This is a genomic window from Acinetobacter sp. BSP-28 (assembly GCF_044130285.1).
Taxonomy (GTDB): Bacteria; Pseudomonadota; Gammaproteobacteria; order Pseudomonadales; family Moraxellaceae; genus Acinetobacter.
In genome coordinates this window covers 71395-97444 of record NZ_JBIQOB010000004.1, presented here as the reverse complement: position 1 = coordinate 97444, position 26050 = coordinate 71395, and the positions used below count along the sequence as shown (strand labels likewise).

Sequence of the window (26050 nt, the reverse complement as noted above, 5' to 3'; positions counted from 1 at the left end):
GTTAGACCTTATTAGAATTGTTCTGCGATCATCTGTGCCGTTTTTATTATACTCTCATCATAGAACCGAATTGTGTATGTGCCAAATGCTTATTTTTTGCATTTTCTTTAGCTGCCTCATCTGTATTTTTTTTTGCTACAATAGATGCAATTTTTTATTCACTTTTGATCCGTTCGAACTATGACTGATTCAGCGCAAAATATTGCTACAACCTACGATCCGACCGAGATCGAGAAAAAATGGTACCAAACTTGGGAAGAGCGTGGTTACTTCAAGCCGTCTGAAAAAGGCGAATCATTCTGTATTATGATTCCGCCACCAAACGTCACTGGTAGCTTGCACATGGGTCATGGTTTTAACAATGCCATCATGGATGCCTTAACCCGTTTTAACCGTATGTCAGGTAAAAATACCTTATGGCAACCGGGTACTGACCACGCAGGTATTGCAACGCAAATGGTTGTAGAGCGTCAGTTGGGTGCACAAGGCATCAGCCGTCATGACTTAGGTCGTGAAAAGTTCATCGAAAAAGTCTGGGAGTGGAAGGAACAGTCTGGCGGTAACATTACCCGTCAAATCCGTCGTTTAGGTTCTTCGGTTGACTGGTCTCGTGAACGCTTCACCATGGATGAAGGTCTTTCAAACGCGGTTAAAGAAGTGTTTGTAAAACTGCATGAAGAAGGTTTGATCTACCGTGGTAAACGCCTGGTGAACTGGGATCCAAAATTACAAACTGCCCTGTCTGACCTGGAAGTTGAGTCTGATAAAGAAGAAGCAGGTTCATTGTGGCACTTCAAATATTTCTTTGAAGATAAATCCCTGCGTACTCACGATGGTAAAGATTACATCGTGGTGGCAACGACTCGTCCTGAAACGTTATTAGGCGATACAGCAGTTGCGGTGGCACTGGATGATGAACGTTATGCAGATCTAGTGGGCAAAAACATCATCCTGCCTATTACCGGTCGTGCGGTTCCAATCGTTAAAGACGAATATGTCGACAAAGAATTCGGTACAGGCTGTGTAAAAATCACCCCTGCACATGACTTCAATGACTATGAAGTGGGTAAACGCTGCGAATTGCCAATCATCAACATCTTCAACAAAAATGCTGAAGTATTGGCCGAGTTTGAATACATCGCAAAAGCCGGCGAGCAAATTTCTAAAACCATCCCTGCACCTGCGGACTATGTTGGTTTAGAGCGTTTTGAAGCTCGTAAAAAGTTAGTTGAACAAGCGGAAGCTGAAGGCTGGTTAGACCAGATTCAACCGTACACACTGAAACCACCTCGCGGTGACCGTTCAGGCGTAATCGTTGAGCCTCTACTCACAGACCAATGGTATGTGAAAATTGCACCACTGGCGAAACCTGCGATTGAAGCGGTTCAGGACGGTCGTATCAAGTTCGTACCTGAACAGTACAGCAACATGTACATGGCGTGGATGAACAACATTCAAGACTGGTGTATCTCGCGTCAATTGTGGTGGGGTCACCGTATTCCAGCTTGGTACGATGTAGAAGGCAATGTCTATGTGGGTCGTGACGAAGCTGAAGTTCGTGCAAAAAACAACATCCCTGCCGATGTTGAGTTAAACCAAGACGAAGACGTTTTGGATACATGGTTCTCTTCAGGTCTTTGGACATTCTCAACTTTAGGTTGGACTGGCGATGCGAAGAAAGATGCTAAAAACTATTTCTTAAATACGTTCCACCCGACTGATGTATTGGTGACAGGTTTTGACATCATCTTCTTCTGGGTAGCGCGTATGATCATGATGACCATGCACTTCATGAAAAATGAAGATGGCACACCACAAGTACCGTTCAAAACTGTGTATGTACACGGTCTGGTACGTGATGGCGAAGGTCAGAAGATGTCTAAATCTAAGGGTAACGTACTTGACCCATTAGATTTGATTGATGGTGTAGATCTTGAAACCCTAGTACAAAAACGTACTACAGGACTCATGAACCCGAAACAGGCTTCGAAGATTGAAAAATCAACCCGTAAAGAATTCCCAGAAGGTATTCAGGCTTACGGTACAGATGCGGTTCGTTTCACATTCTGTGCACTTGCCAACACCGGTCGTGACATCAAGTTCGACATGAAACGTGTTGAAGGTTACCGTAACTTTGCCAACAAAATCTGGAACGGTACGCGTTTCGTGATGATGAATGTTGAAGGTCAAACGGTAGGTCAAACTGCACGTCCTGATCTTTGGGAATTGCCTGAACAGTGGATTGTCAGCCGTCTACAAAAAGCGACTGCTGCGGTACAAACTGCATTTGCGACGTATCGTTTAGACTTGGCTGCGCAAGCAATCTACGAATTCATCTGGAATGAATACTGTGACTGGTATGTAGAACTGACCAAGCCTGTTCTGAATGATGAAAATGTATCTGAAGAGCGTAAAGCTGAAGTTCGCCGTGTATTGCTTGCAGTGATGGAAGCATCATTACGTCTTGCACATCCGTTAATGCCGTACCTGACTGAAGAAATCTGGCAAACGCTTGCGCCTAAACTTGGCATTTCAGGCGAAACGATTATGCTTGCGCAGTACCCAACTGCGGATGAATCGTTAATGAATGACCAGGCTGAAGCAGATATGCAATGGCTACAAGGTTTGATTGGTGCTGTGCGTAACATCCGTGGTGAGATGGGTCTAGGTAATGCACGTTTGTTGCCAGTTCTTCTTCAAAACACCACTGAAGCTGAAAAAGCTCAGATCACTCGTATTGAAGCGCTGTTCAAGGCATTGGCGAAAGTTGAAAGCATCACCTTCTTGGCTGATGGCGAACAACCACCATTGTCTTCATCTTCTGTAGTCGGTCACGTGTCTGTATTCGTTCCAATGAAGGGCTTGATTGACCCTAAAGCGGAATTGGGTCGTCTACAAAAAGACTTCGACAAGGTTCAAAAACAGCATGACCAAATTGCCACTAAACTTGGCAATGAAGGTTTTGTGGCAAAAGCACCTGCTGCTGTGGTTGAAGGCGAGAAAGTAAAACTTGCTGAATTTGCTGACCAGTTAGCGAAGATTAAAGCGAATATGGAGCAGATTGCGGCGCTGTAAGGTGTTGTTAGTTTGATTCAAAAAATCCCCTCTTAATGAGGGGTTTTTTGTTTTATAATTTTAAACAAGTAAATAAAGAATAAAATTATGTCTAAATATGATTTCGAAAACATTATAAATAACTCATCGTACATGAAAGCTATACGCGCTGTTGAAGATTCTACATACATGAAATCCATGCGCGCTATTGAAGACTCCTCATACATGAAAGTCATTCATGCTATTGAAGACTCCTCATACATGAAAGCCATGCGTGCTATTGAAGACTCTTCATACATGAAAGCCATGCATGCTATTGAAGACTCTTCATACATAAAAGCTATGCGTGCTGTTGAAAATTCTTCCTACATGAAAGCCATGCATGAAATGGAAACAGTTTTAAAAACTACAAAAGTATCGAATCATTACTTTGAGATAATAGAAGAACGAATTTCTATAAATGATGAGCTAATAGGTTTTGTTCAAAATGATAATAATGAATTAAATGAACAATCTCTTTTTATTAACACTATATTATTTTCTATATGCATATTAGTCGTTAATGCACAAGTTCCATTAGATCAACTACTTGTGAACCTAGCTCAAAATATTCTGAGCAGTACAATATTTCTATATTTACAGTATAGCTACGAAGCTTCCAAAAACTCTAAGAACGGTATAAATAAAACCAATTTCAAAAATTCACGTATAACTACCGAGAGTACACCCTTGTATCTCAATCCTAAAATGAAAAGTGGGATAATAGAAAATCTTGAACAATACAAATTTTTAGAAATTATTTATGAGCCTAATCTACATAAATCTTGGTTAAAAGTACGAACAGAGATTAATGACGAAATTTTAGAAGGTTATATCTTAAGAAGTTATACATCACCTATTAAATAACCCTCTCCCACAGGGAGAAGGAGCAACATTTGATTTGATGCCCGTATGAATTTCGCAATGGAGTTCCCTCTCCTTTTAGGAGAGGGTTAGGGAGAGGTGCTTTTACTTTTTAATTCACAACAAACATTCCACAAATCCTCTAACACCACATCCGTCCTTCCCAACACATCATAATTCCAATACCGAACCACTATTAAATCCAATGCTTCTAAAAACTTGGTTCGCTCAGCGTCATATTCCCTTCCATCATCAGTACCATGCTGACCGCCATCTAGCTCAATCACCAAACCAATTTCATGACAGTAAAAATCAACAATATAAGGTTTGATCACATGCTGACGACGAAATTTAAGATTCATAAACCGCTTGGCACGTAAAACTTGCCACATGAGGTGTTCTGCATCGGTGGCTGTGTGGCGCATGGATTTTGCAAATAGTAAAAGTTGAGGGTCTAGCTTGTTATTCATGGGATTTTATTTTTATTATTTTCTTTAGATTAGCAGAATTTATAACCTCTCCCTAGCCCTCTCCTATAAGGAGAGGGAACTTTCATTTTTGATTCAATGAAATTATAAAATCACGTGCAGCTCCCTCTCCCTTTAGGATGAGAAGCACGGCTTCGCAAGGGGGTGAGGGAAAGCGAAAACTATAAAATCCCATTCTCCATCAGCATTTCCAACCCTTTCAGCTTCTTCATATACTTCAGCCGTTCCTTTTCCCCTTTCACCTGCTTTTTTAGTGCTGAAGTATCGACATCTACCTGCTTATATAAATCTGCAATTTTAACCTTGCCAGTATGGGCTTTTTTATTCCAGCTTAATGATTGGATCATTTCTTCTATTTGATCATCTAACTTTTGACTCTGCATATTTAAAGCTAGTTGATAAAACTTCATCTGCTCGGCACTTAAACCCTTTTGCGAAGCGCCACGATTCTGCTCAATCTGAATTTGCAGTTTCAATAAATAAAATAAATCCTGCGCTGCATAGGCCTCATTGGCTCGTTGCAGTATTTCAGTCTTTTCTACTTTCTTGGCTTCATCCGGCTCACGGTCTGGGTGAATGGTCGCAGCAATTTTTAAATACACGGTTTTTAAGGACTGCTCTGCCAGTTTTGCAGCCTGTTCCAGTTTTTCCTGCTGGCGTTTTAGCTTGGCTTGCTCACGTACCTGTTGATACTGCTCAGTGTCCCATTCTTCAAAATCCTCAGATGTTGCCTGATCCGAAGCATGCTCATCGGCAAAAAACAGCTCTATATCCTCTGCTCTTGGCTTTTTATTCTTTCTGGCCTGCCTATGTTCAATATACTGTTGATAGTAATTATAAATTTCATCAACAATCTGGGTGTGCTGCCCTGATAAAGATTGAGAGTCTTTTAAATAAGCTGCAAGATTCTGGATTTTGACATCAAGTTGCGTCAGCTCTGCCTTGGAAAATTCTGCCTCATGCAAATGCGTCCATAACTGTTCTAGTTGCTCAAATAGCACTGCATGCAACTCATGATAGACAGGCATTAAAGTCTGACGGGTATATTGCTGAATCTGTTCCTGCGCCTGTTGCCACTGCTTCAGTTCAAGCTGCTGCTGTTCAATTTTTTCAATCAGACGGTTCAGCTTTCTCTGCTGAGGTGAAAGCTCAATATCAGGCTGAACAGTGGTTTTTAAATCGAAAGACATAAGGCAGAAAAATGCAAAAGAAAAATTATACCTGATTTATGCGAAAGTATTTTTTGGCTCATTTCGGTAAAATCGAAGCCCTGCAAAACACTTGTCAGGCACGCCTTAGCACTACACGGCTTCAGATCAGGTCAATTTTTGAATTAACTACGTGACTAAAATAATTTCAGTTCTTTACCGAACTATAAAGGCAGGTTTGGATTAAGTCAGGCATATTATAAAAAAATGATTAATAAACAGAGATAAGGAACTGCATACATGGATTGGGCCAGTATTTTCATCCACGACACTAACTGGGAATTTGCCGCTGAAATTGTGGTGCGCTGTGTGTGTATGTTTATCATGATTATTCTATTTTTACGTCTGACCGGGAAACGCGGCGTCCGGCAGCTTTCGGTGTTTGAACTGGCCATTATTTTATCCCTCGGCTCGATTGCCGGCGACCCGATGTTTACCGAAGACCTGCCCTTAATTCAGGCACTGCTAATCATGAGCGTGATCATTATGATGTACCGCCTGACCACCTGGCTGATGATGAAATACCAACCCTTTGAAGATTTACTGGAAGGCAAGTCGCTGTACATTGTAGAAGATGGTGTACTGGTGCTGGAGAAAATCAAGCGCGGAAAAATGTCACACGATGAATTCTTTGCCGAAATGCGCCAGCAAGGCATTGAACATCTGGGTCAAGTGCGTGCCGGGCTGCTCGAAAGCGATGGTAAATTTAGTATCCTGCTTTTTCACCCTGAAGATATCCGTTATGGATTACCACTTTTTCCCAAGCAATATCAGAAGGTTAATAAGATAGAACCAAACATTTATTATGCCTGCATGTACTGTGGCCATGTCGATCAACCTGACCAGCCCGAGCAGTCCTGCCCACGCTGTGGCTGTTGCCGCTGGGCTAAGGCTATCAAAGAACCGATGCTCAGATAAGCTGGCAGTACCTCAACTGGTTTTTGGCTTTAATTCAAGTTTATCGGCTACAAGCTGAGTCGACGCAGTAATAATCATATTTTAAATGGCATAGTTCCTGCAGCAGTTAGCATTCCATCTGATGCAGTCTTGTTTCAAAAACTGATTGTTTGATAATCATTTATTGGTAACAAAACCGTAAAAAAATTTGCTTGAGCAATCGTTCAAAACTCGCTTAAGATGAAATCTGATGTATTTATATACATAAAAGAAAACATCTTTTGCATAAAAAAATAAGTGGCTTTCTACTGGCAACTTGGCACTTGATGATAATGAAATAAAAAGGAGTTTTATACATGACACATAAACGCAATATCACCTCCCTACTTTGTGCAAGCGCACTCTTGCTCGGTCTGAGTGCTTGTAGTGACAATAAAGCTCCATCCTCTGAAAAGCCTGCCGGCGGTGATGCCTCTGCCTCAGGTACGCTGGATAAAATTAAAAAGTCTGGCACCATTGTTTTAGGCTATCGCGACTCTTCTATTCCCTTCTCCTATATTGCCGATAATCCAAATCAGCCGGTCGGTTATGCACACGATTTACAGTTAAAAGTTGTAGATGCGGTGAAGCAAAAGCTGAATATGCCGGATTTAAAAATTCGCTATAACCTGGTAACCAGCCAAAACCGTATTCCACTGGTATCAAACGGTACGGTAGATCTGGAATGTGGTTCTACCACTAACAACAAGGAACGTCAGCAACAGGTCGATTTCTCGGTTGGTTTCTTCGAAGTCGGTTCTCGTCTGCTCACAGCTAAAGATTCTGGCGTTAAAGATTTTGCCGACCTGAAAGGTAAAAAACTGGTCACCACAGCGGGAACGACATCGGAACGTTATATCCGTCAGCATCAGCAAGAATTAGGTATTGGCGAAATCATTTCGGCCAAAGACCATGCAGAATCTTTCCTGATGCTGCAAAATGGCCGTGCGGCGGCATTTATGATGGATGACATCTTGCTTGCCGGTGAAAAATCCAAGGCGGCTGACCCGAATAAATGGGAAATTGTCGGAACTGCACCCATCCATGAAATTTACGGCTGTATGCTGCGTAAAGGCGATACCGGCTTTAAACAGGTCGTGGATGATGCTATTAAAACCACCTATAGTTCTGGTGAAATCAACAAGATGTATGAAAAATGGTTCCAGCAACCGATTCCACCAAAAAATATTAACCTGAACTTCCAGATGTCTGATCAGTTGAAGGCTTTAATCAGCAATCCGCATGATCGTGACCAATAAGCATTAGAACAACAACTTTATCCATCAGGTAAACAAGGATTTTTTACCTGATGCGACTCAGGAGTTACTATGAATTATAGTTGGAACTGGGGAGTTTTATTACAGTCCACCGGGGTGGGCGACACGACCTATCTGAACTGGATTGTGACCGGTCTGGGCTGGCTACTGGTGATTGCCATAGTAGCCTGGAGCATTGCGATGGTTCTGGGCAGTATTTTGGGCATCATGCGCACCTTACCTAGCAAAACCGCACGCAGCATAGGCACGGCTTATGTCACCCTATTTCGTAATGTCCCCTTGCTGATTCAATTGTTTATCTGGTTCTATGTAGTTCCCAACTTTTTACCCGCGCCTATCAAATTATGGTGGATGAATGACTTAGGTGCCAATACCACGGCACTTATTTCAGCCAGTGTCGGTTTGGGGCTATTTACCGCAGCGCGGGTTTGCGAACAGGTGCGTACCGGAATTGAAGCCTTGCCTGTCGGTCAGGTCAATGCCGGTTATGCCATGGGCTTTAGCACCAGCCAGTTATATCGTTACGTGATTTTGCCGCAATCATTCCGGATGATTTTACCGCCACTCAGCTCCGAGCTGACCAACTGTGTCAAAAACACCTCGATCGCATCACTGGTCGGTGTGGCAGAAATTATTTCCCAGATGAAAACCATCAGTGAATATACCCAAAACACCATCGAAATTTACACCTACGTGACCATCATCTTTATTGTGATTAACTTCTGTTTAATTCAGGCAATGAATATGCTGGAAAAACGTTTACGTGTTCCCGGTCTGATTGCAGGAGATAAATAATGGAATGGCTCACTGCATTTTTAAATGATTTACAGCTCTCAGCTCCTGCCTTGTGGCATGGTCTGAGCATTACTTTAAAAGTGGTGTTCAGTGCCACCATTGGCGGAATTTTGATTGGTACCCTGCTTGCTTTAATGCGTTTATCGTCATTTAAAGTCCTGAATTTATTTGCGCAAGCTTATGTCAATCTGTTTCGTTCAATTCCATTGCTGCTGGTACTGATGTGGTTCTATTTTGCGGTGCCGTTTATCTATACCGCAGTTACGGGCAATTACCTGACTATTGATACGGCACTGGTGTCCAGTATTGTGGCGTTTATGCTGTTTGAAGCAGCTTACTTTTCGGAAATTGTCCGGGCCGGCATCCAGTCTATTCCCAAAGGTCAGACCGCTGCAGCCTACGCTCTGGGTATGAGCTATAGTCAGTCCATGCGTCTGATTATTTTGCCGCAGGCATTTCGTAAAATGACACCGTTGCTATTACAACAGACCATTATCCTGTTTCAGGATTCAACCATGGTCTATGCCATTGGTTTGCTGGACTTCTTCCGGACCAACTACGTCCGCGGCGACCTGATGTCGCTATTGACCCAATATATTTTATTTGCAGGTTTGGTGTACTTCACTGTGAGTATGATCGCGACCTATGCCGTTAAAAAATTACAAAGGAAGTTAACTGTATGACTGATGGTAAAGTAATGATTGATCTGCAAAATGTCAGTAAATGGTACAAAGATTTTCAGGTACTGACCGACTGCACCACCCAGATTCACCAAGGGGAAGTGGTGGTTGTGTGCGGGCCTTCAGGTTCAGGTAAATCGACCCTGATTAAAACTGTGAATGGTCTGGAACCCTTTCAGCAAGGCAATATTATTGTAGATGGTATTTCCGTCAAAGACCCAAAAACCGACCTGACCAAACTGCGTAGCCGTGTGGGTATGGTGTTCCAGCATTTTGAACTTTTCCCGCATTTGAGCATTACCGAAAATCTGACCATTGCCCAGATTAAAGTGTTAGGCCGTTCTGAAGCTGAAGCCAAGAAAAAAGGCTTGGCCTACCTGGACCGGGTTGGACTGAGTGCTCATGCCAGCAAGTTTCCGGCTCAGCTGTCCGGTGGCCAGCAGCAACGTGTTGCCATTGCTCGAGCCTTAAGCATGGACCCGATTGCGATGCTGTTTGATGAGCCAACTTCGGCACTGGATCCGGAAATGATTAATGAAGTGCTAGATGTGATGGTGGAACTGGCCAAAGAAGGCATGACCATGATGTGTGTGACACACGAAATGGGCTTTGCTCGTCAGGTGGCTAACCGGGTGATCTTTATGGATCAGGGGAAAATTGTTGAGGACTGTACCAAAGATGAGTTTTTTAATACCCAACGCAGTGAGCGTGCTCAGCAGTTCTTAAATAAAATCCTGCACTAAAATAGTGTGTATTTCAACCAAGCCCCGAGCTAGTGGCTTGGTTTTTTTATGATCAATTTCTAAAATTGAACCAAACTAGGACCTATTAAAAGATATTTTTCATTTTTTCTTGATGATAAGCGACGATTACATTTAAATTTTTATCGGGCTAAACTTGCCACTATTCAGTGCTATAAAAACCTCATAAAATCAAATTCTTTAAAAATATTAAATTTTATTCAGTTATCATATATTTATTTATAATTTAAATTAAACAATAGCGCACCATAATAGCGCATAACATCCACTCTTCAGCAAGTGATTGCTTTATATCGAGTCTTGTTGTTTTTTTCTCCGCCTTAATCAAAATTTTCCCATTTCGACCATCTTCACGAAAACAATCACATGGTTATACTGATCTTCTTTTTGTGATTTTAAGCACTAAAATGGAGCCATAAAATGCAAAATATAGATTTACTCTTTCTCCTTCTTGGTGCAGTTTTAGTTTTAGCCATGCATGCAGGTTTTGCATTCCTGGAACTGGGCACAGTACGACATAAAAATCAGGTCAATGCCCTGAGTAAAATTTTGACAGATTTCTCCATTTCTGCCATCGCCTACTTTTTTTTCGGCTACTATATTGCTTATGGACAACATTTTTTTCATATCGGTGCAATCTTAGCCGCAGATCATGGCTATAACCTGATGCGCTGCTTCTTCCTGCTCACCTTTGCTGCTGCCATCCCGGCTATTATTTCTGGTGGTATTGCAGAACGGGCCAAAATGCGTTCCCAAGCGATTGCCACATTATTATTAGTGGCATTGGTCTACCCTTTCTTTGAAGGTATTGCCTGGAACGGCAATTTAGGATTACAAGGCTGGTTGGCAAAAGCTTTCGGTGCAGGTTTCCATGATTTTGCCGGTTCAGTCGTGGTGCATGCCATGGGTGGCTGGATTGCACTCGCAGCAGTCATTTTGCTGGGCGCACGTCATGGCCGCTATAAAAAAGATGGGCGTGTCAGTGCACATCCTCCTTCATCCATTCCTTTTTTGGCGCTGGGTTCATGGATTTTAATTGTCGGCTGGTTTGGTTTTAACGTGATGAGTGCACAACGTCTGGATGCCATCTCTGGACTGGTTGCCATTAACTCACTGATGGCCATGGTCGGTGGTACCATTGCAGCCAACTTCATGGGCAAAAATGACCCGGGCTTCTTGCACAATGGTCCTTTGGCTGGTCTGGTGGCGATCTGTGCAGGTTCGGATGTGGTTCACCCAGTGGGCGCACTGATTATTGGCGCCATTGCCGGTATCATCTTTGTCAAACTGTTCACTTATACCCAAAACAAACTGAAAGTGGATGATGTACTTGGTGTTTGGCCATTACACGGCGTATGCGGAACCTTTGGTGGTCTGGCCGTAGGAGTTTTCGGACAACAATGGCTCGGCGGTTTAGGTGGTGTTTCAATCATCTCTCAACTGATTGGTACTTTACTGGCAATCTCGATTGCACTCACTGGCGGCTTTGTAGTTTACGGCGTACTTAAAATGATTATGGGCATTCGTTTATCACAAGAAGATGAATTCCGTGGTGCAGATTTATCGATCCATAAAATTTCAGCCAATTCGGAAGAAACCATTTTTTAAAGCTGATGGTTTAAGCTGATGGTTTAAGCTGAACGTTTAAAATCAATCATGTTTTTCAGAGCGACTCAAAAGAGTCGCTTTTTATTTCTTAGATTTAACTGTCTTAAACAGTTTTTCCTTATTGAATAGACTTCTTTCATAAATCATTTTCAATGACTACAAATTGTTCGTAATGCAAAGTTAAAATAGATTTTAGTAGGTATTTGATTCATGAATGTGGCATGGATGCCACAACGTTTCTCATCACAACAAGGATGTCGTGTATGGGAAACAAAAGGTTTTTGGCTACTTTTGACCTTTCAAAAGTAGAGACATTGCCTACGCAGAGGTATCAAAATGAAATCACTTAAATATGAGGCCGTGGTAATTTAGAAAATCTAATTTTAAATATCATCAACATCATAAAAACTGCTTAATTTCAGCCAGACTTTGAATGCTATTTATGGGCTGAGGTTGTTTAGCTTCATGAAATCCCTGTAGCCATAGCGCCTGCATACCGGCATCCATTGCCCCTTGTACATCATTGACTGGATGATCTCCCACAAAAAGGCAGTTCTCTGGCGCAACAGCTAACTTTTGACTGGTATAGAGAAAAATTTCCGGATTCGGTTTACTGATACCAACCAGTTCAGAACTGACGATTTCATTAAAATAATGGCTAAAGCCCAAACCTTGTAAAATGGTTAATCGGGTAGCATGTCCACCATTTGAAATAACTGCAAGCTGATAACCCTCCTGTTTTAATTCACTCAAGAGCTGACTGGCACCCTGCATGGCCACTGCGGATAATCCAAATTGCTGAAACCAGAACTGGGTGAGCTCATCCAAATCCGGCTGGCTTTTCCAGCTTAATTCTTGTAGCAAAGCATGAGCCACAGACGCAGCAATACTGGGATGGGTGAGCAATTCTTTTTTCGGGTAGCCACCATTATCAATGCGACGGATAATCGCCTGAATCTCCCCAATTGCATCATGCTGTAACTGGCGCTGATAGACCTGTACCAGATATTGACTATACGCCAGAATACTTTGATCACGATGCGTTAAGGTATTATCCAGGTCGAATAGAACAGCACGAATCGTCATTTGAATACCTATAGCAATCTTGCCTCTAATGTAGCATTAAAGCTTTATCCCATTATGCTCTTTCTTGGATATGCTTATCAGCATTTGACACAACATCATACAATCCATACATCTACACCAATTTTTACTCACCGATTCAAGCTCGCTTAAGTCTGGATTAAGTTTTTATTGTTGTAATCGCGGCACTAAAATCAATTGATCTTTACTATGCACGATAAGCAACGCTTCATGCTCTATCAGGGCTGTTTCCTCATCATCAGTTTTTGTCTGCTTTTGGTTTGCTTCCCGATCGGGGGCGCATTGGATCTGGCGCTGATTCATCCTTGGGTTAGTGAATCTGGAAAATTCCTGTTACGTGACAATTGGTATTTAGCTGAACTGAACCATCGTTATGTCAAAGATCTGATTATTGCGGTTTATGTCGGCTTTTTGATCATCTGGCTGGCATCGTTCAAGTTTGAGAAAGTCAAAGCTTTACGCTGGAACTATGGTTATTTCTTTGGTCTCGTTATCCTTTCAACCTCGATTATTGGCTTATTAAAATCACAATCTGCCCATGCCTGTCCCTGGAATATCACCATTCCTACCCATCAAGGTTTTTTCTGGGATTTTTCCGCAACTAAAGGACACTGTTTCCCTGGTGGACATGCTTCTACCGGCTTTGCACTGATGGCCGGATTTTTTGTATTTAGGCTTTCCGATAAAAAGCGTGCCTATTTTTTTCTAATCTCGGGGCTTATTTTAGGCTTTGCCATGGGCTGGGCGCAAATGATGCGCGGAGCACATTTTCTCAGTCATAATTTATGGACCGCATGGATTATTTGGTTCGTCAATGTAGGCTTTTATCTACTGAACTATAAAAGATTTGACCTACCACAAAGCATGAAAAGACCTGTCTAGAAACTCAACAGCTAAAACCTATCTGCTAAAACCCATCGGCCAAAAAGTATCTGCTAGAGTGGCAATTGCACATTGACCTGCAAGCCACCCAAGCTGGCACTCTTGGAAAATGAAATCTTGCCACCTAATCGCTCTGTGGCTTTATCGACAATAGAAAGCCCCAAACCACTGCCTATTTCCAGGTGATGATGGATACGATAAAAGCGTTTAAGAATTTTTTCATACAGTTCAGGGGAAATTCCGGGTCCACTATCTTCCACCTGAATCATGGCGAAACCGGCCTGTTGATATACAGACACATTAATCACTCCCTGATTCGGCGTGTATTTAATCGCGTTATCAATCAGGTTATAAATAATGGAATGTACCGCGGATTCCTGGCTATACAGCAGCACATCTTCCTGACGTTCCATACCCAGATCAATTTCTTTTTGCATGGCTAGATGAACGAGCTGTTCTACACAATTCACCGCGACCTGATTCAGTAGAAACTGCTGTTTGGTTTCGACCTCCAGAATGGAAGCATCCTGTTTCGCCAGACTGAGCAACTGGCTGACCAGATGCTGGATCCGGATTAACCCTTTGCTTAAATTCTGTAGTTCCTGAGCATCAGGAAACTGTTTTAACAGAATTTTCATCTGTAAATTTAATGCGGTGATGGGTGTACGAAGCTCATGTGCTGCATCGGCAATAAACTGTCGCTGCTCCTGCTGTGCAGAGGAAATCCGCTCAAACAAATGATTCATTTCGGTAATGGTCGGCACAATTTCAAGCGGATAAGCATTTGATTGAATGGCACTTAACTCCTCCGAACCACGCTGTGCCAACTCCGCTTTAAAATCATGCAAAGGCTGCAGGCTGCGGCTAATAATCCAGCTCAGCCCCCAGATGACACAGGGCATAAACAGTAAATAAGGAATAAACATACTGCCCGCAAGTTCTAAGGCTAAATGCTGCCGTGTCGATTGCTGCTGACTCACCTGAACCTGATAATGTTCTAAAGGCAGGATGTAAGTATGCCAGACCCCTTGTGCGGTTTTATGGGTATAAAATCCTGCTTTTTTCACAGGATGAACCAACAAATTTATCGTATGGTTTTTATGTTCTTCATTTGCATAAGACCAGACATCTACAAACAGGTCTTCTTCGTGATAGTGCTTGGCTTGATCAAACTGGCTTTGCACCGGTTCAGGATCATGCTGCGCGACGCGTTCTGCCAGATTCTGCATCTGCGCATCTAACACTTCATTAATTTCCTGCAGTGCAATGCGGTAAGCAGAAAAAATCAGCAAGCAGCCCAAGGCAATACTAAAAACAGAAACATAAATAATCAGGCGTTTTTTTAATGAATACTGTGACTGCACGGCTGACCTTCTAGCTGATTTTTTCGTTGTCTGAGTTTATAGTTGTCCCAGTCGATAACCTAAGCCACGAATAGTACAAATGAAATCTTTACCGAGTTTGGCGCGTAAGTGATGCACATACACTTCAATGGTATTACTACTTACTTCGCTATCCAAATCATACAATTTATCTTCTAAATTGGCTTTAGAAAATATCTTGTTTGGATGACTGACTAAGGGAATCAAAATCGCCCATTCACGATTAGACAGGTCAATATATTGCCCCTTAAACTTGGCAATGTGCTGTTCGACATCCAGAGTCAGTTCACCATAACTTAAAATTTGCTGACTGTCCTGAAGCGCAGACTCAGCTCCACTGCGGCGTAATAAAGCATGGATGCGGGCCAACAGTTCATCAAATTCATAGGGTTTGACCAGATAGTCATCTGCCCCACTGTTCAATCCATCCACTCTGTTTTGCAGTTGATCCCGTGCTGAAATAATCAGCACAGGTAAAGCTGGCCATTGCTGGCGAATCTGTTTCAACACCTGCATCCCGTCCATCATCGGCAAGCCCAGATCGAGCAGGACGATATCAAACTTTTCTTGCGTGAGTTTTTTTAAACCGTCAATGCCATTGTTAACCCATTCCACATCAAAGTGCTGATATTTCAGCAAAGTGATGCTGGATTCAGCAATCATGAAATCATCTTCAATGATCAATATTTTAGCCATGCTTTAAACTCATACTTTCTGTTTTGACTGACACTGTTGCAACATATTGTTTTGTTCATCAATAGTTTGGGTTTTGACATCCAGCAAACTTAACAGACTTGGGAATAAATTATCCTGACTTAATTCTTTGCTTTTTTGCTTGGCTAAGCAAGTGATTTGCGCAGAATTTTGCTGGGTCCATTCAGGTGAAAACCACATCAGCATGGGAACATGAGTTTGTTGGGTAGGTGCAATCGCATAAGGTGAGCCATGTAAATATAAACCATGTTCTCCTGTCGATTCACCATGATCAGACAGATACCAGAACCCGGTTTGATAAGTGCTGTTGCCTTTTAACACCTGAATGAGTGAACTTAAAACATGGTCGGTATATACAATTGAATTATCATAACTATTCAACAATTCTGTACGACTACAACCTTGAATCGCATTGCTGTCACAACTTGGTTTAAAAGGCTGGAAGGGTACTTTCGAACGCTGATAATAAGCAGGTCCATGACTACCCATCTGATGTAGGACAATTAAACGTGGAGTCTTGTCATTTTCAGGAATCGCAGCCAGATAAGTTTTTAAACTATCCACCAGAATTTCATCATAACAGTCACCATCTTTCGCACACCATTTCTCTTTTAACTGTTGCGGAATCTGATACTGGTCAACCCGGTCACAGGCACCTTTACACCCTGAGTTATTATCCATCCAGGTCACTTTATAGCCTGCACGCTGTGCGATATCGAGTAATCCTTCCCGGTGACTGGCAAGCTGCTCGTCATAATCTTTTCGAGGCATGCCAGAGAACATGCATGGTACGGACACGGCGGTTGCTGTACCACATGAACTCACCTGACTAAAATTGATAATGTCCAGTTTAGAGAGTTCAGGATTGGTATTTTTGGCATAACCATTCAATGAAAAACTTTCTGCACGTGCGGTTTCACCCACCACCAGCACCATGAGCTTAGGTTTAGCCTGCTCATTGACTGGCTGAAGCAAATGAGCATCTTCACCATAACGAACTAAAGGTAAATTCTTTTTCGGTGCCGATTTGTGATAATAGGATAGAGTCGATGCGATGGCATTTTGTGGAGAAATCATGCCTTTTAAATCACGATGTTCACGAAAAATTGCAGCATAATCAACGTAGAAAAGAAATAATAAAGCACCAACCAGCAGCAATGATGCAACGCCACTCAACAGCTTTTTAATCACTTTACGAGGCAAAGATTCAGTTTTGATACGGACCAGACTGATACAAAAGATCGGAAATAAAACAAAAACAACTGTCCACACTACAAACTGTAACGACAATAAATCGCCGAGTTCGCGTGCATCGGTTTGCATCATGTTTTGAATTTGCTCTGGAGAAATCACCACACCCAGGCTATTAACAAAATATGCAGTAAAACCACCCACCAATAAAAAGAGTGCGGCAAATATTTTTGCATTCCATTTCCACTGGATCAGCTGAAAAATCAGGTTATAGGCAGCAACAATCACCAATACCGTTGCCATCAAAAACAAGTAGGCTTTTGGGCCTTGGTATGGGGTCAAACTTTGGATTTTCTGAAAAAAGGCAAAATTTAAAATCGCGCCCAGCCAGATTGCCAGCAATAAATTAAACTGGCTTAATGAAATCGGCTTTATCTTATCGCGTATAGGACTGATTATATTTGACATGACTATTGGCTAATCTTTCTACTGATGCCTTAATCTAAAATACCAAACTTAAAATTCACTTAATATAAGAAAACAGTAATAAAAAAGGCGATGTAAAACATCGCCTTTTGCAAAACAAAAATAACGGAAGGATTAGAATTTATATTCCAAGCCTGTGCCGATAACTGGTTGTTTGGTTTCAAGATCACCCTGCTCGAGGGTCAAGTAACCTGCATAACCATAAGCTTTGACTTGTTTGTTAAATGCATAGTCTGCACCAACAAAAATTTGTTGTGCATCAAAGTCTGATTTTGCTGATTTAAAGCTGGTTGTATTTTGGCTATATTGAGCTTTTACAGTCCAAGCTTTAGCTGTTGGAAGATTATATTCAGCACCCAACAACCAGCCTTGTGAATCATCGATATCTGCTGCTGCTGGCTCATTACCTGTAGCATCTTCTACTTCAGAAGTTTGATAAAGTGCTTTTAATGCCAAACCACCATCAATGTTTACACGACCAATGGCACGAAGTGTATTTGCTGCGGCAAACGCACTGCCTGCTGCTGCTGCAGTCACTTCAGGTGTAGCTGCATTTAGAACTCCACGACCGGCAAAATTACTTGGAATCGCTTTATCATAAGCAATACCCGCCACAACCACTGGGCTGTCATAGACTACAGATGCAGACCATGCATCACCCAAACCACGACCAGCAGTTTTAGAAGAACCATTGCCTTTTGAAATACCTGTATCTTCACCAGAAGCCAATAAAGCATTCACTTTAATTGCACCTGTAGGCAAGGCGATTGCTGGAGATTCATAAACAACGACGTTAGAAACACGGGTTTCACCGGTCATGATGCCTGTAACATCGGCTTTATTTGCAACATAGTTATTAAAGCTATCCACCGGGCTTGAAAGCTGTTTCAGCGGAGTGTCATGTGCACCCACTTTTAAAGTACCGAGTTGAGCATCTTTTAAACCAACAAAACGGTTACGTGTAGTCCAGTCTGTGCTATCACCATCTGCACTAAGACCCCACTCAATGGCATAAACTGCACTTAAACGATCGTTCAGTTTTTCTTCACCCTTTACACCAATGAAAGAGCTGTTAGAACTTACTTCTACTACATCTTTACTAGAAGTATTTGCATTGTCTTCTGGCAAGTAATCGATACTTGCATCAATTTCCCCATAAAAAGTGGGTGCTGCAAAAGTTGATCCTGCCAATAGGCTTAATGCAATCGCTGTTGCTAATTTGGTTTTCATTTCAATAGTCCGTTCGTTTATTTTGTAACAAATCATACACAAAGGACTTATATTACAAAATAATTAATTTTATATTTATATATAATTTTTAATAATTTAGCCTCACCAAATAGTCAAATTATTGATTTGTTGCGTTTTTATTACATTGTTTAAAATATTTTATCCATCGGAAAATTGTCCATAAACATAAAATCGCAATCAAAGTAATGACACTTAAATAATTTGCATACCCCAAAATATCGGCAAAAATCCCACTTAGGCTATACAATCCCCCGCTCATGGTTGCCATCAACGCCACCTGAAAAGTAAAATCTGTTCCTGCCAAATGTTTGCGGCTGTATTGCATGACCAAAGTCAACATTACCACCAGAAGCATGGCTGAAATCATGTCTTCAGTAGCATTAATCAGATAAATGATCCACACGTCAATAGAGCGTTGTGCCTCATATTGAACGGCTAGCCATGCATATGCAGCCAGGCTGAAAATTTTCAGAATAGAAAAACTAAGTAATGCATGTTCACGGGAAATATACTTCAGGCTCAATCCTGCAAGCCCTGCACCCATCAGTGCAGCAACAGCACCGAGCATGGTCACATAAATACCAATCTGGGAAAATGTCAGTCCTATATCGACCATTAAAGGTTTCAGCAAAGGCCCGACTAAGCCATCAGCCACTTTAAAAGTGATCAGCACCGCCAACCAGCCAGTAAGATGCGGACTTTGATAAAAATAAGACAGATAATTTTTGATTTTTCGCCAGCTTAATACCTCTTTTTCAGCTGCATGCTGAATATTCTTGAATCGCTCAGGTTCTTTAAAGCAGAGAATGGGTAAAGTATTGAGCAGAACCAGTCCCGCTAAAAGCAAAAAAGTGCTTTGCCAATCCAGCCAGTCCAGTGCCCATAAAATCGCTCCCCCACCGACAATAAAACCCAATCTTGAGCCAATGACCTGAAAGGTGTTGCCCCAATGCTGCTGCTGACTGTTCAGCATATTGACCGCCAGACCATCGGTAGCAATATCCTGGGTTGCACCGACCAGATTCATACTCAGTAAAGCAATAAAAAAAACCAGTAAATATTCAGGTTGGTTTAAAGCCTGAATCGGCAGAAAGGATAAGCCAATCAGTACAACAACACTCAGTAACTGGGTCGGAATAATCCAGCTACGGTAATGTCCAAATGCTGAATGTCCAAAACGGTCGACCCAGGGAGCCCAGAAAATTTTAATCGACCAGGGCAACATCAATAAACCGAAACCGCCAATATGTGCCAGTGATACCCCTTGGGCACGTAAAATTACTGGTAAGGCATGCGTCATAAAACCAACAGGTAAACCTTGTGCCCAATACAAAGAGAACAACAGAAGATAAATGTGAGGTGTACTCGGCATAGGGTGCCCTTAGGGTCAAAAACCGGATTGACTATTTTGATCAAGCAAGCTGAATGATGCTTTACATTTTGCCAATGAATCTTATTTTACAAAAGCTTAACATATTTAAAAGTCGATAAATTTGCTAGGGAATCCAATAAAACACCATGACTCAACACTTTCCGACCTTGCCCGATCAAGTGCCTGCCCGTAGTGGTCACTTAAGCCGAAATATTTTCAAAAAAATATTTCTGGCTCAAGGCTGGAGTTTTGATGGTGAATTTCCCAACCTGCCGAAAGCGGTCGCTATTATTTCCCCGCATACATCGAATATCGATGCCTGGCATGGTTTTACCGCACTGCTTGGACTGGGCATCAAGATCACGGTTTTTGGCAAACACACCTTATTTAACACGCCACTAAAACCCTTGCTTGAATGGATTGGTGTGATTCCAGTCAATCGCAGTATTCAACAAGGTACAACTCAGCAAATTATCGATTTCATCAATGCTCAAGAGCAAATCTGGGTCGGCATGGCCCCGGAAGGAACACGCAAGCAGGCTGAATCGTTTAGAAGTGGTTTTTACCGTATTGCAGTAGGTGCCCATATCCCGATTGTGATGTTTTCACTGGATTATGAACATAAAGCTATTCACTGTTTAGGTGTGTTTCAGCCGACAGGAAATTATGAGCAAGATGTAGAACAAATTTTAGATCACTATACCGGCAAATTTTCAGCCAAAAATCCCGCTTGGCTGGCCAAACCGTTACAAAATCGTATAAAAAATAGCTAGTCAAAATCACAATTATCTGCTGTCATGTGCGCAACTTTTCGTCTAATTAATGTTCAATTTCCATTATGAATCTTGTGCAATACTCTTTAGCTGGTCTGCTTGCGTTGAGTCTGGTTGGCTGTGATAAAGCGACTAAAACCCTACCGCAAACCACGACCATCAAGGCTCGTGAACCTGTGGTTGCCGTAGCTTTAGGAGGTGGTGGAGCCAAAGGATTTGCCCATATTGGGGTACTGAAAGTTTTAGAATCACATGGCATTAAACCCAAAATTGTCACTGGGACCAGTGCCGGAAGTTTTGTCGGCAGTATTTATGCCAGTGGCAAAACACCTTATCAACTGCAGCAAATTGCCCTGACTTTAAAAGAATCGGATATCCGCGATTTGACACTGAACAGTCAAGGTGTGGTACAGGGTCAAAAGTTGCAAAATTACGTCAACAAACATATTGCCAATAAACCGATTGAACAATTCCCGATTCGCTTTGCGGCTGTTGCAACCCGTCTGGACACTGGCACTAAAGCTGAATTTATTAAAGGCAATGCTGGTCAGGCAGTCCGTGCCTCGTGCAGTATCCCGAATGTCTTTGTCCCTGCCACCATTGGTGGAAAACAGTATGTCGATGGAGGTCTGATCAGCCCTATTCCTGTGAAAACGGCGAAAGCCATGGGCGCAGATATTGTCATTGCCGTCGATATTTCTGCTCGTCCAGCCGGTAATAAACCGCTGAACATGTGGGGTCTGCTGGACCAGACCATCAATATTATGGGGCAACAAAGCATTAATGAAGAACTGAACCAGGCCAATGTGATCATTCAGCCTAAAGTGGGACATTTAGGTACCCTGGATTTAAAAGCCAGTAATGAATCTATTCTGGAAGGTGAAAAAGCGACCCAGCTGAAAATCAGCTCTATTGAAAAGGCAATTAACGATTTTAAAAAGTCACCCGCAGCCTTTAAACCTGCACCAAAATCCAGAATTTAAAAATTATGCTTTTTTAATATTCAAAGACTTATTCATCTGCTAAATTGATATAGACAGTTAGTCGTCTATATCAATTTTTACAATACACGAGTAGATGTATGGAATTTGTTTTGGAACCTTGGCACTGGTTTGTATTGGGTGTTTTACTCATGCTCTCTGAATTGATGCTGCCTGCTTTTGCTGCATTATGGTTTGGCATCGGTGCCATCATGGTCGGGGTTTTATACTGGATGTTCCCGATGATGGGCTTCACCACCCAAATTATTACCTGGATTATTTTGTCCGTGCTATGCACCCTGCTGTGGTTCAAGTTTATCAAACCGCTTTCTATTGATAAAACCAAAGCCGGATTATCCCGTGAAGCCACCATCGGTCAAGTGGGTATGGTGATTCAAATCCATATGGAACATGACTTGATTACGGTACGTTTTCCAATGCCTGTATTGGGTTCAGATGAATGGAACTGCCGAACTTTAGCACCGGTACGCGTTGGAGATCGGGTACGTGTAGTCGAAATTTCCGGTAATGATCTGGTGGTTAAACCCCACAATCCCAATAACGAAAATATATAAAGTGAGGAAATAACATGTCTGGTGGAACGATTATTGTTTTAGCACTGCTGGTTTTTGCCGGCGTTACCATTTTTAAAGGGGTGCGCATTGTCCCGCAGGGTTATAAATGGATCGTGCAACGTCTGGGTAAATACCATACCACTTTGGGACCTGGACTCAGTTTTGTCATTCCGTATATTGATGAAGTGGCTTATAAAGTCACCACCAAAGATATTGTGCTGGATATTCCTTCGCAGGAAGTGATTACCCGTGACAATGCGGTTTTGCTCATGAATGCTGTTGCATACATTAATATCACCACACCGGAAAAAGCAGTTTACGGCATTGAAAACTATACTTGGGCCATTCAAAACCTGGTACAAACTTCACTGCGTTCTATCGTTGGTGAAATGGATCTGGATGATGCCCTGTCCTCACGTGATCACATTAAAGCCAAACTGAAAGCCGCCATTTCCGATGATATTTCCGATTGGGGCATTACCCTGAAAACTGTAGAAATTCAGGATATCCAGCCGTCAGCAACCATGCAGGCAGCCATGGAAGCTCAGGCGGCTGCGGAACGACAACGTCGTGCAACCGTGACCAAAGCAGATGGTGAAAAACAGGCTGCGATTTTAGAGGCCGATGGTCGCCTGGAAGCCTCACGTCGTGATGCAGAAGCGCAAGTGGTCTTGGCTGAATCTTCACAACGTGCCATTGAAATGGTGACTTCAGCAGTGGGTGATAAAGAAATTCCGGTTGCATACCTGCTTGGTGAACAATATGTCAAAGCCATGCAGGACATGTCGAAGTCCAATAATGCCAAGACTGTAGTCTTACCTGCAGACATCCTGAATACAATTCGTGGAGTGATGGGACGCAATCAGTAACTCGCTCTTTTTTCTTAAAAATAGATAGCCTTTGCTGTCTATTTTTATTTACCTTGAGAAAAACTCTGCAATTTTTTTTAATCTATGGTTAAATTTCGCGTTATTTTTTGAAATTATTTGTGCTTTTTATTTAAAAGCCTGTGTTTCGATCTACTGTCCACCTTGTAACTGGATACCGTATGAGCTCCCTGAATCCGACCCTGATTACCTTTCTTTTTTATATTGTCGCCATGATCGCGATTGGCCTTATGGCTTATCGCGCGACAGCCAATTTCTCTGATTACATTTTAGGGGGTCGTCGTTTAGGTAGTTTCGTGACAGCGCTCTCTGCCGGTGCTTCAGATATGAGTGGCTGGTTGCTGATGGGCCTTCCTGGTGCTATCTATCTTTCAGGTTTATCTGAAATGTGGATTGCCATTGGCTTGATTATTGGTGCATGGCTAAACTGGCTGCTGGTTGCCGGACGTTTACGTGTACACACTGAAGTACAGCACAATGCCCTGACCTTGCCGGACTATTTCTCCAACCGTTTTAACGATCAAAAGAAAATCTTGCGTATTGCTTCTGCTTTCATCATTTTGATTTTCTTTGCTATTTATTGTGCTTCAGGCATGGTTGCAGGTGCACGTCTGTTTGAAAGCATGTTTGACATGTCCTATAGCACAGCGCTTTGGGTCAGTGCGATTGCCACCATTAGTTATGTGTTTATTGGTGGTTTCCTCGCGGTCAGCTGGACCGATACCATTCAGGCGACATTGATGATTTTTGCCTTGTTGCTCACCCCTATTGTGACTATTTTGAGTTTCTCAGACCTGTCACAAATGACTTTGGCATTGGAAGCTGCACGTCCACAAGCCATGAACGTCATGGGTGATTTAAGCTTTGTTGCAATTATGTCATTGCTGGCATGGGGTCTGGGCTACTTTGGTCAACCGCATATTCTGGTACGTTTCATGGCAGCAGATTCGGTGAAATCCATTCCAAATGCACGCCGTATTGGTATGGCATGGATGACTTTGTGTCTAGGTGGTGCAGTGGCAGCTGGTTTCTTTGGTATTGCCTACTTCCAGCAGCATCCGGAACTGGCTGGTGCTGTGACGGCCAATCCTGAAACTGTATTTATGGAATTGACCAAAATCCTGTTTAATCCTTGGGTTGCAGGTATTGTTCTGGCGGCAATTTTAGCAGCGGTGATGAGTACCCTGAGCTGTCAGCTCTTAGTGTGTTCAAGTACCTTAACAGAAGACTTCTATAAATCCTTCTTACGTAAAAATGCAACGCAAACCGAACTGGTCTGGATTGGCCGTCTTATGGTATTACTGATTGCCTTACTTGCGATCTGGATGGCTGGAAATCCTGAATCTAAAGTTCTAGGTCTGGTTGCCTATGCATGGGCAGGTTTTGGTGCAGCTTTCGGTCCACTGATCATTCTTTCTTTGTTCTGGCGTCGTATGACTTTAAATGGTGCGCTTGCCGGTATGCTTGTAGGTGCTATTGTGGTAATTCTATGGAAAAACCTGTTGGGCGATACCGGTGTTTATGAAATTATTCCTGGCTTTATTGCTTCAATCATTGCCATTGTCGTGGTGAGCTTGCTGGGTAAAGCACCTTCAGCTGAAGTCACTACCCGTTTTGATGAAGGTGACCGCCTGTATAAAGACTCTAAATAATTTTTAGAGTTTCTGCATATAAAAAAGAGGACATATCGTCCTCTTTTTTAATGCTTTTGTTTTGTATTTATATGATATTAACTTTTACGCGCCAGTAAAAATTGTGAAATCTGGTTCAATTCAGCAGCATTCTCAGCAAAAATTTCCAAAGCATTAAAGGCCTGATCATGCAGCTCTTTGGCGTAGGCTTGAGCTCTTTCCAGCCCCATGAGTGCAGGATAGGTCGATTTATCCACTTGCTCATCCTTGCCAGCCGTTTTTCCTAGTACTTCGGTATCGGAAATAATATCCAGGATATCATCCTGGACCTGAAAGGCCAGTCCAATGGCTTGCGCATATTCACGCAGTTTAGGAATAGCAGCATCTGTCCCTTCAAATACAGTCACGGCTGCCATCATCACGGCTGCAGAAATCAGGGCACCAGTTTTATTACGGTGAATATTTTCCAAAGCATCCTGATCCACACGCTTGCCTTCAGCCTGTAAATCCAGAACCTGACCACAGACCATTTTCGAGCTGGCGGTCGCCAAAATTTGCATCTGTTTTAAAATAATGGCCGGAGCAACTGCCGGGCCTTGATCAAACAGGCGACTGCCCAATATTTCAAAGGCCATCGACTGCAAAATATCACCCGCCAGCAATGCCGTATCTTCCCCAAAAGCCACATGACAGGTTGGTTGACCACGACGTAGCGAATCATTATCCATACAGGGTAAATCATCATGGGCCAGTGAATAGCAGTGAATCATTTCAATGGCAACTGCAGCACGGCGCACGGCAGCAAAATTTGCATTCGGTTTAATAGCAGCGGTCGCATAACACAGTGCAGGACGTACCCGTTTTCCACCCAGCATAACCGCATGATGCACAGCACCTTTCAGTGGCTCAGGAATGGAAAATGCATCTAATGCGGTTAATAAATCCTGCTGAATACGTTGCTGTGCTGAAATTAATACATTTGCTGGGACGTCGGTTAAAGATGACACATTCGCCTCGAATATTTTGCCTGGGTGAATAGATCGAAAAATCTAAAATCGGTCATTGATCGAATATACAAAAGCTCTTGTCACCGTGGACGGAGAACTTGCGAC

23 protein-coding genes are annotated in these 26050 nt (G+C 42.4%); 14 read left to right on the top strand and 9 right to left on the bottom strand.

Annotation, left to right across the window (positions count from 1 at the left end; genetic code table 11):
• Positions 1 to 180: 180 nt before the first annotated feature.
• Positions 181 to 3075, top strand: coding sequence for a valine--tRNA ligase (locus tag ACE01R_RS04050; protein ID WP_395546677.1), 2895 nt, complete (start codon positions 181 to 183; stop codon positions 3073 to 3075).
• An 87-nt stretch (positions 3076 to 3162) separates the two neighbouring features.
• Positions 3163 to 3960 carry a hypothetical protein gene (locus ACE01R_RS04045; RefSeq protein WP_395546665.1) on the top strand — a complete coding sequence of 266 codons (798 nt, stop codon included), beginning with the start codon at positions 3163 to 3165 and terminating at the stop codon, positions 3958 to 3960.
• Positions 3961 to 4046: 86 nt separating this feature from the next.
• Here the strand turns inward: ACE01R_RS04045 and ACE01R_RS04040 are convergent, their stop codons facing one another.
• Both ACE01R_RS04040 and ACE01R_RS04035 read right to left on the bottom strand, forming a co-directional pair.
• The gene (locus ACE01R_RS04040; RefSeq protein WP_395546663.1) at positions 4047 to 4427 is read right to left on the bottom strand and encodes an endonuclease domain-containing protein; all 381 of its coding nucleotides are present in this window, start codon (positions 4425 to 4427) and stop codon (positions 4047 to 4049) included.
• 179 nt (positions 4428 to 4606) lie between these two features.
• Positions 4607 to 5635 carry a molecular chaperone DnaJ gene (locus ACE01R_RS04035; RefSeq protein ID WP_395546661.1) on the bottom strand — a complete coding sequence of 343 codons (1029 nt, stop codon included), beginning with the start codon at positions 5633 to 5635 and terminating at the stop codon, positions 4607 to 4609.
• 258 nt (positions 5636 to 5893) lie between these two features.
• Here ACE01R_RS04035 and ACE01R_RS04030 point away from each other — a divergent pair, with 258 nt between their 5' ends.
• The 6 genes from ACE01R_RS04030 (at position 5894) to ACE01R_RS04005 (ending at position 11710) form a co-directional block, all read left to right on the top strand.
• Complete coding sequence (locus ACE01R_RS04030) at positions 5894 to 6571, top strand: DUF421 domain-containing protein (protein ID WP_395546659.1); 678 nt, start codon at positions 5894 to 5896, stop codon at positions 6569 to 6571.
• Between the two features lie 335 nt (positions 6572 to 6906).
• The gene (locus tag ACE01R_RS04025) at positions 6907 to 7848 is read left to right on the top strand and encodes a transporter substrate-binding domain-containing protein (protein ID WP_395546656.1); all 942 of its coding nucleotides are present in this window, start codon (positions 6907 to 6909) and stop codon (positions 7846 to 7848) included.
• A gap of 69 nt (positions 7849 to 7917) precedes the next feature.
• The gene (locus tag ACE01R_RS04020; RefSeq protein WP_395546654.1) at positions 7918 to 8661 is read left to right on the top strand and encodes an amino acid ABC transporter permease; all 744 of its coding nucleotides are present in this window, start codon (positions 7918 to 7920) and stop codon (positions 8659 to 8661) included.
• Complete coding sequence (locus ACE01R_RS04015; RefSeq protein WP_395546652.1) at positions 8661 to 9344, top strand: ABC transporter permease subunit; 684 nt, start codon at positions 8661 to 8663, stop codon at positions 9342 to 9344. The genes ACE01R_RS04020 and ACE01R_RS04015 overlap by 1 nt, the downstream gene beginning before the upstream one ends.
• Before the next feature lie 14 nt (positions 9345 to 9358).
• Positions 9359 to 10084, top strand: coding sequence for an amino acid ABC transporter ATP-binding protein (locus ACE01R_RS04010; protein WP_395547942.1), 726 nt, complete (start codon positions 9359 to 9361; stop codon positions 10082 to 10084).
• Positions 10085 to 10522: 438 nt separating this feature from the next.
• On the top strand, positions 10523 to 11710 hold the full coding sequence (locus ACE01R_RS04005; protein ID WP_395546651.1) for an ammonium transporter: 1188 nt from the start codon (positions 10523 to 10525) through the stop codon (positions 11708 to 11710).
• Positions 11711 to 12109: 399 nt separating this feature from the next.
• Here ACE01R_RS04005 and ACE01R_RS04000 read toward each other — a convergent pair whose 3' ends face one another.
• Positions 12110 to 12796 carry an HAD family hydrolase gene (locus ACE01R_RS04000; RefSeq protein WP_395546648.1) on the bottom strand — a complete coding sequence of 229 codons (687 nt, stop codon included), beginning with the start codon at positions 12794 to 12796 and terminating at the stop codon, positions 12110 to 12112.
• A gap of 207 nt (positions 12797 to 13003) precedes the next feature.
• Here ACE01R_RS04000 and ACE01R_RS03995 point away from each other — a divergent pair, with 207 nt between their 5' ends.
• The gene (locus ACE01R_RS03995; RefSeq protein ID WP_395546622.1) at positions 13004 to 13696 is read left to right on the top strand and encodes a phosphatase PAP2 family protein; all 693 of its coding nucleotides are present in this window, start codon (positions 13004 to 13006) and stop codon (positions 13694 to 13696) included.
• 53 nt (positions 13697 to 13749) lie between these two features.
• Here ACE01R_RS03995 and ACE01R_RS03990 read toward each other — a convergent pair whose 3' ends face one another.
• The 5 genes from ACE01R_RS03990 to ACE01R_RS03970 form a co-directional block, all read right to left on the bottom strand.
• The gene (locus tag ACE01R_RS03990) at positions 13750 to 15060 is read right to left on the bottom strand and encodes a sensor histidine kinase (RefSeq protein WP_395546608.1); all 1311 of its coding nucleotides are present in this window, start codon (positions 15058 to 15060) and stop codon (positions 13750 to 13752) included.
• 36 nt (positions 15061 to 15096) lie between these two features.
• Positions 15097 to 15774, bottom strand: a complete 678-nt coding sequence (locus tag ACE01R_RS03985) for a response regulator transcription factor (protein WP_395546604.1) — start codon at positions 15772 to 15774, stop codon at positions 15097 to 15099.
• A 9-nt stretch (positions 15775 to 15783) separates the two neighbouring features.
• The gene (locus ACE01R_RS03980) at positions 15784 to 17451 is read right to left on the bottom strand and encodes a phosphoethanolamine transferase (protein ID WP_395546602.1); all 1668 of its coding nucleotides are present in this window, start codon (positions 17449 to 17451) and stop codon (positions 15784 to 15786) included.
• Between the two features lie 132 nt (positions 17452 to 17583).
• On the bottom strand, positions 17584 to 18699 hold the full coding sequence (locus ACE01R_RS03975) for a porin (protein WP_395546601.1): 1116 nt from the start codon (positions 18697 to 18699) through the stop codon (positions 17584 to 17586).
• 118 nt (positions 18700 to 18817) lie between these two features.
• Entirely contained in the window at positions 18818 to 20092 is a 1275-nt protein-coding gene (locus ACE01R_RS03970; protein WP_395546599.1) for an MFS transporter, read from the bottom strand.
• 146 nt (positions 20093 to 20238) lie between these two features.
• Here ACE01R_RS03970 and ACE01R_RS03965 point away from each other — a divergent pair, with 146 nt between their 5' ends.
• The 5 genes from ACE01R_RS03965 (at position 20239) to putP (ending at position 24959) form a co-directional block, all read left to right on the top strand.
• Positions 20239 to 20865 (top strand): 1-acyl-sn-glycerol-3-phosphate acyltransferase, encoded by a 627-nt coding sequence (locus ACE01R_RS03965; RefSeq protein ID WP_395546593.1) that lies wholly within the window; start codon positions 20239 to 20241, stop codon positions 20863 to 20865.
• Between the two features lie 65 nt (positions 20866 to 20930).
• A complete protein-coding gene (locus ACE01R_RS03960; RefSeq protein WP_395546569.1) occupies positions 20931 to 21848 on the top strand; it encodes a patatin-like phospholipase family protein in 918 nt (305 codons plus the stop codon).
• Positions 21849 to 21946: 98 nt separating this feature from the next.
• Positions 21947 to 22420 carry an NfeD family protein gene (locus ACE01R_RS03955; RefSeq protein ID WP_395546566.1) on the top strand — a complete coding sequence of 158 codons (474 nt, stop codon included), beginning with the start codon at positions 21947 to 21949 and terminating at the stop codon, positions 22418 to 22420.
• A 14-nt stretch (positions 22421 to 22434) separates the two neighbouring features.
• The gene (locus tag ACE01R_RS03950; protein WP_200223885.1) at positions 22435 to 23289 is read left to right on the top strand and encodes an SPFH domain-containing protein; all 855 of its coding nucleotides are present in this window, start codon (positions 22435 to 22437) and stop codon (positions 23287 to 23289) included.
• A 179-nt stretch (positions 23290 to 23468) separates the two neighbouring features.
• Positions 23469 to 24959, top strand: coding sequence for a sodium/proline symporter PutP (gene putP, locus ACE01R_RS03945; protein ID WP_395546534.1), 1491 nt, complete (start codon positions 23469 to 23471; stop codon positions 24957 to 24959).
• Positions 24960 to 25036: 77 nt separating this feature from the next.
• Here the strand turns inward: putP and ACE01R_RS03940 are convergent, their stop codons facing one another.
• Positions 25037 to 25945, bottom strand: coding sequence for a polyprenyl synthetase family protein (locus tag ACE01R_RS03940; protein ID WP_395546520.1), 909 nt, complete (start codon positions 25943 to 25945; stop codon positions 25037 to 25039).
• Between the last annotated feature and the right edge of the window lie 105 nt (positions 25946 to 26050).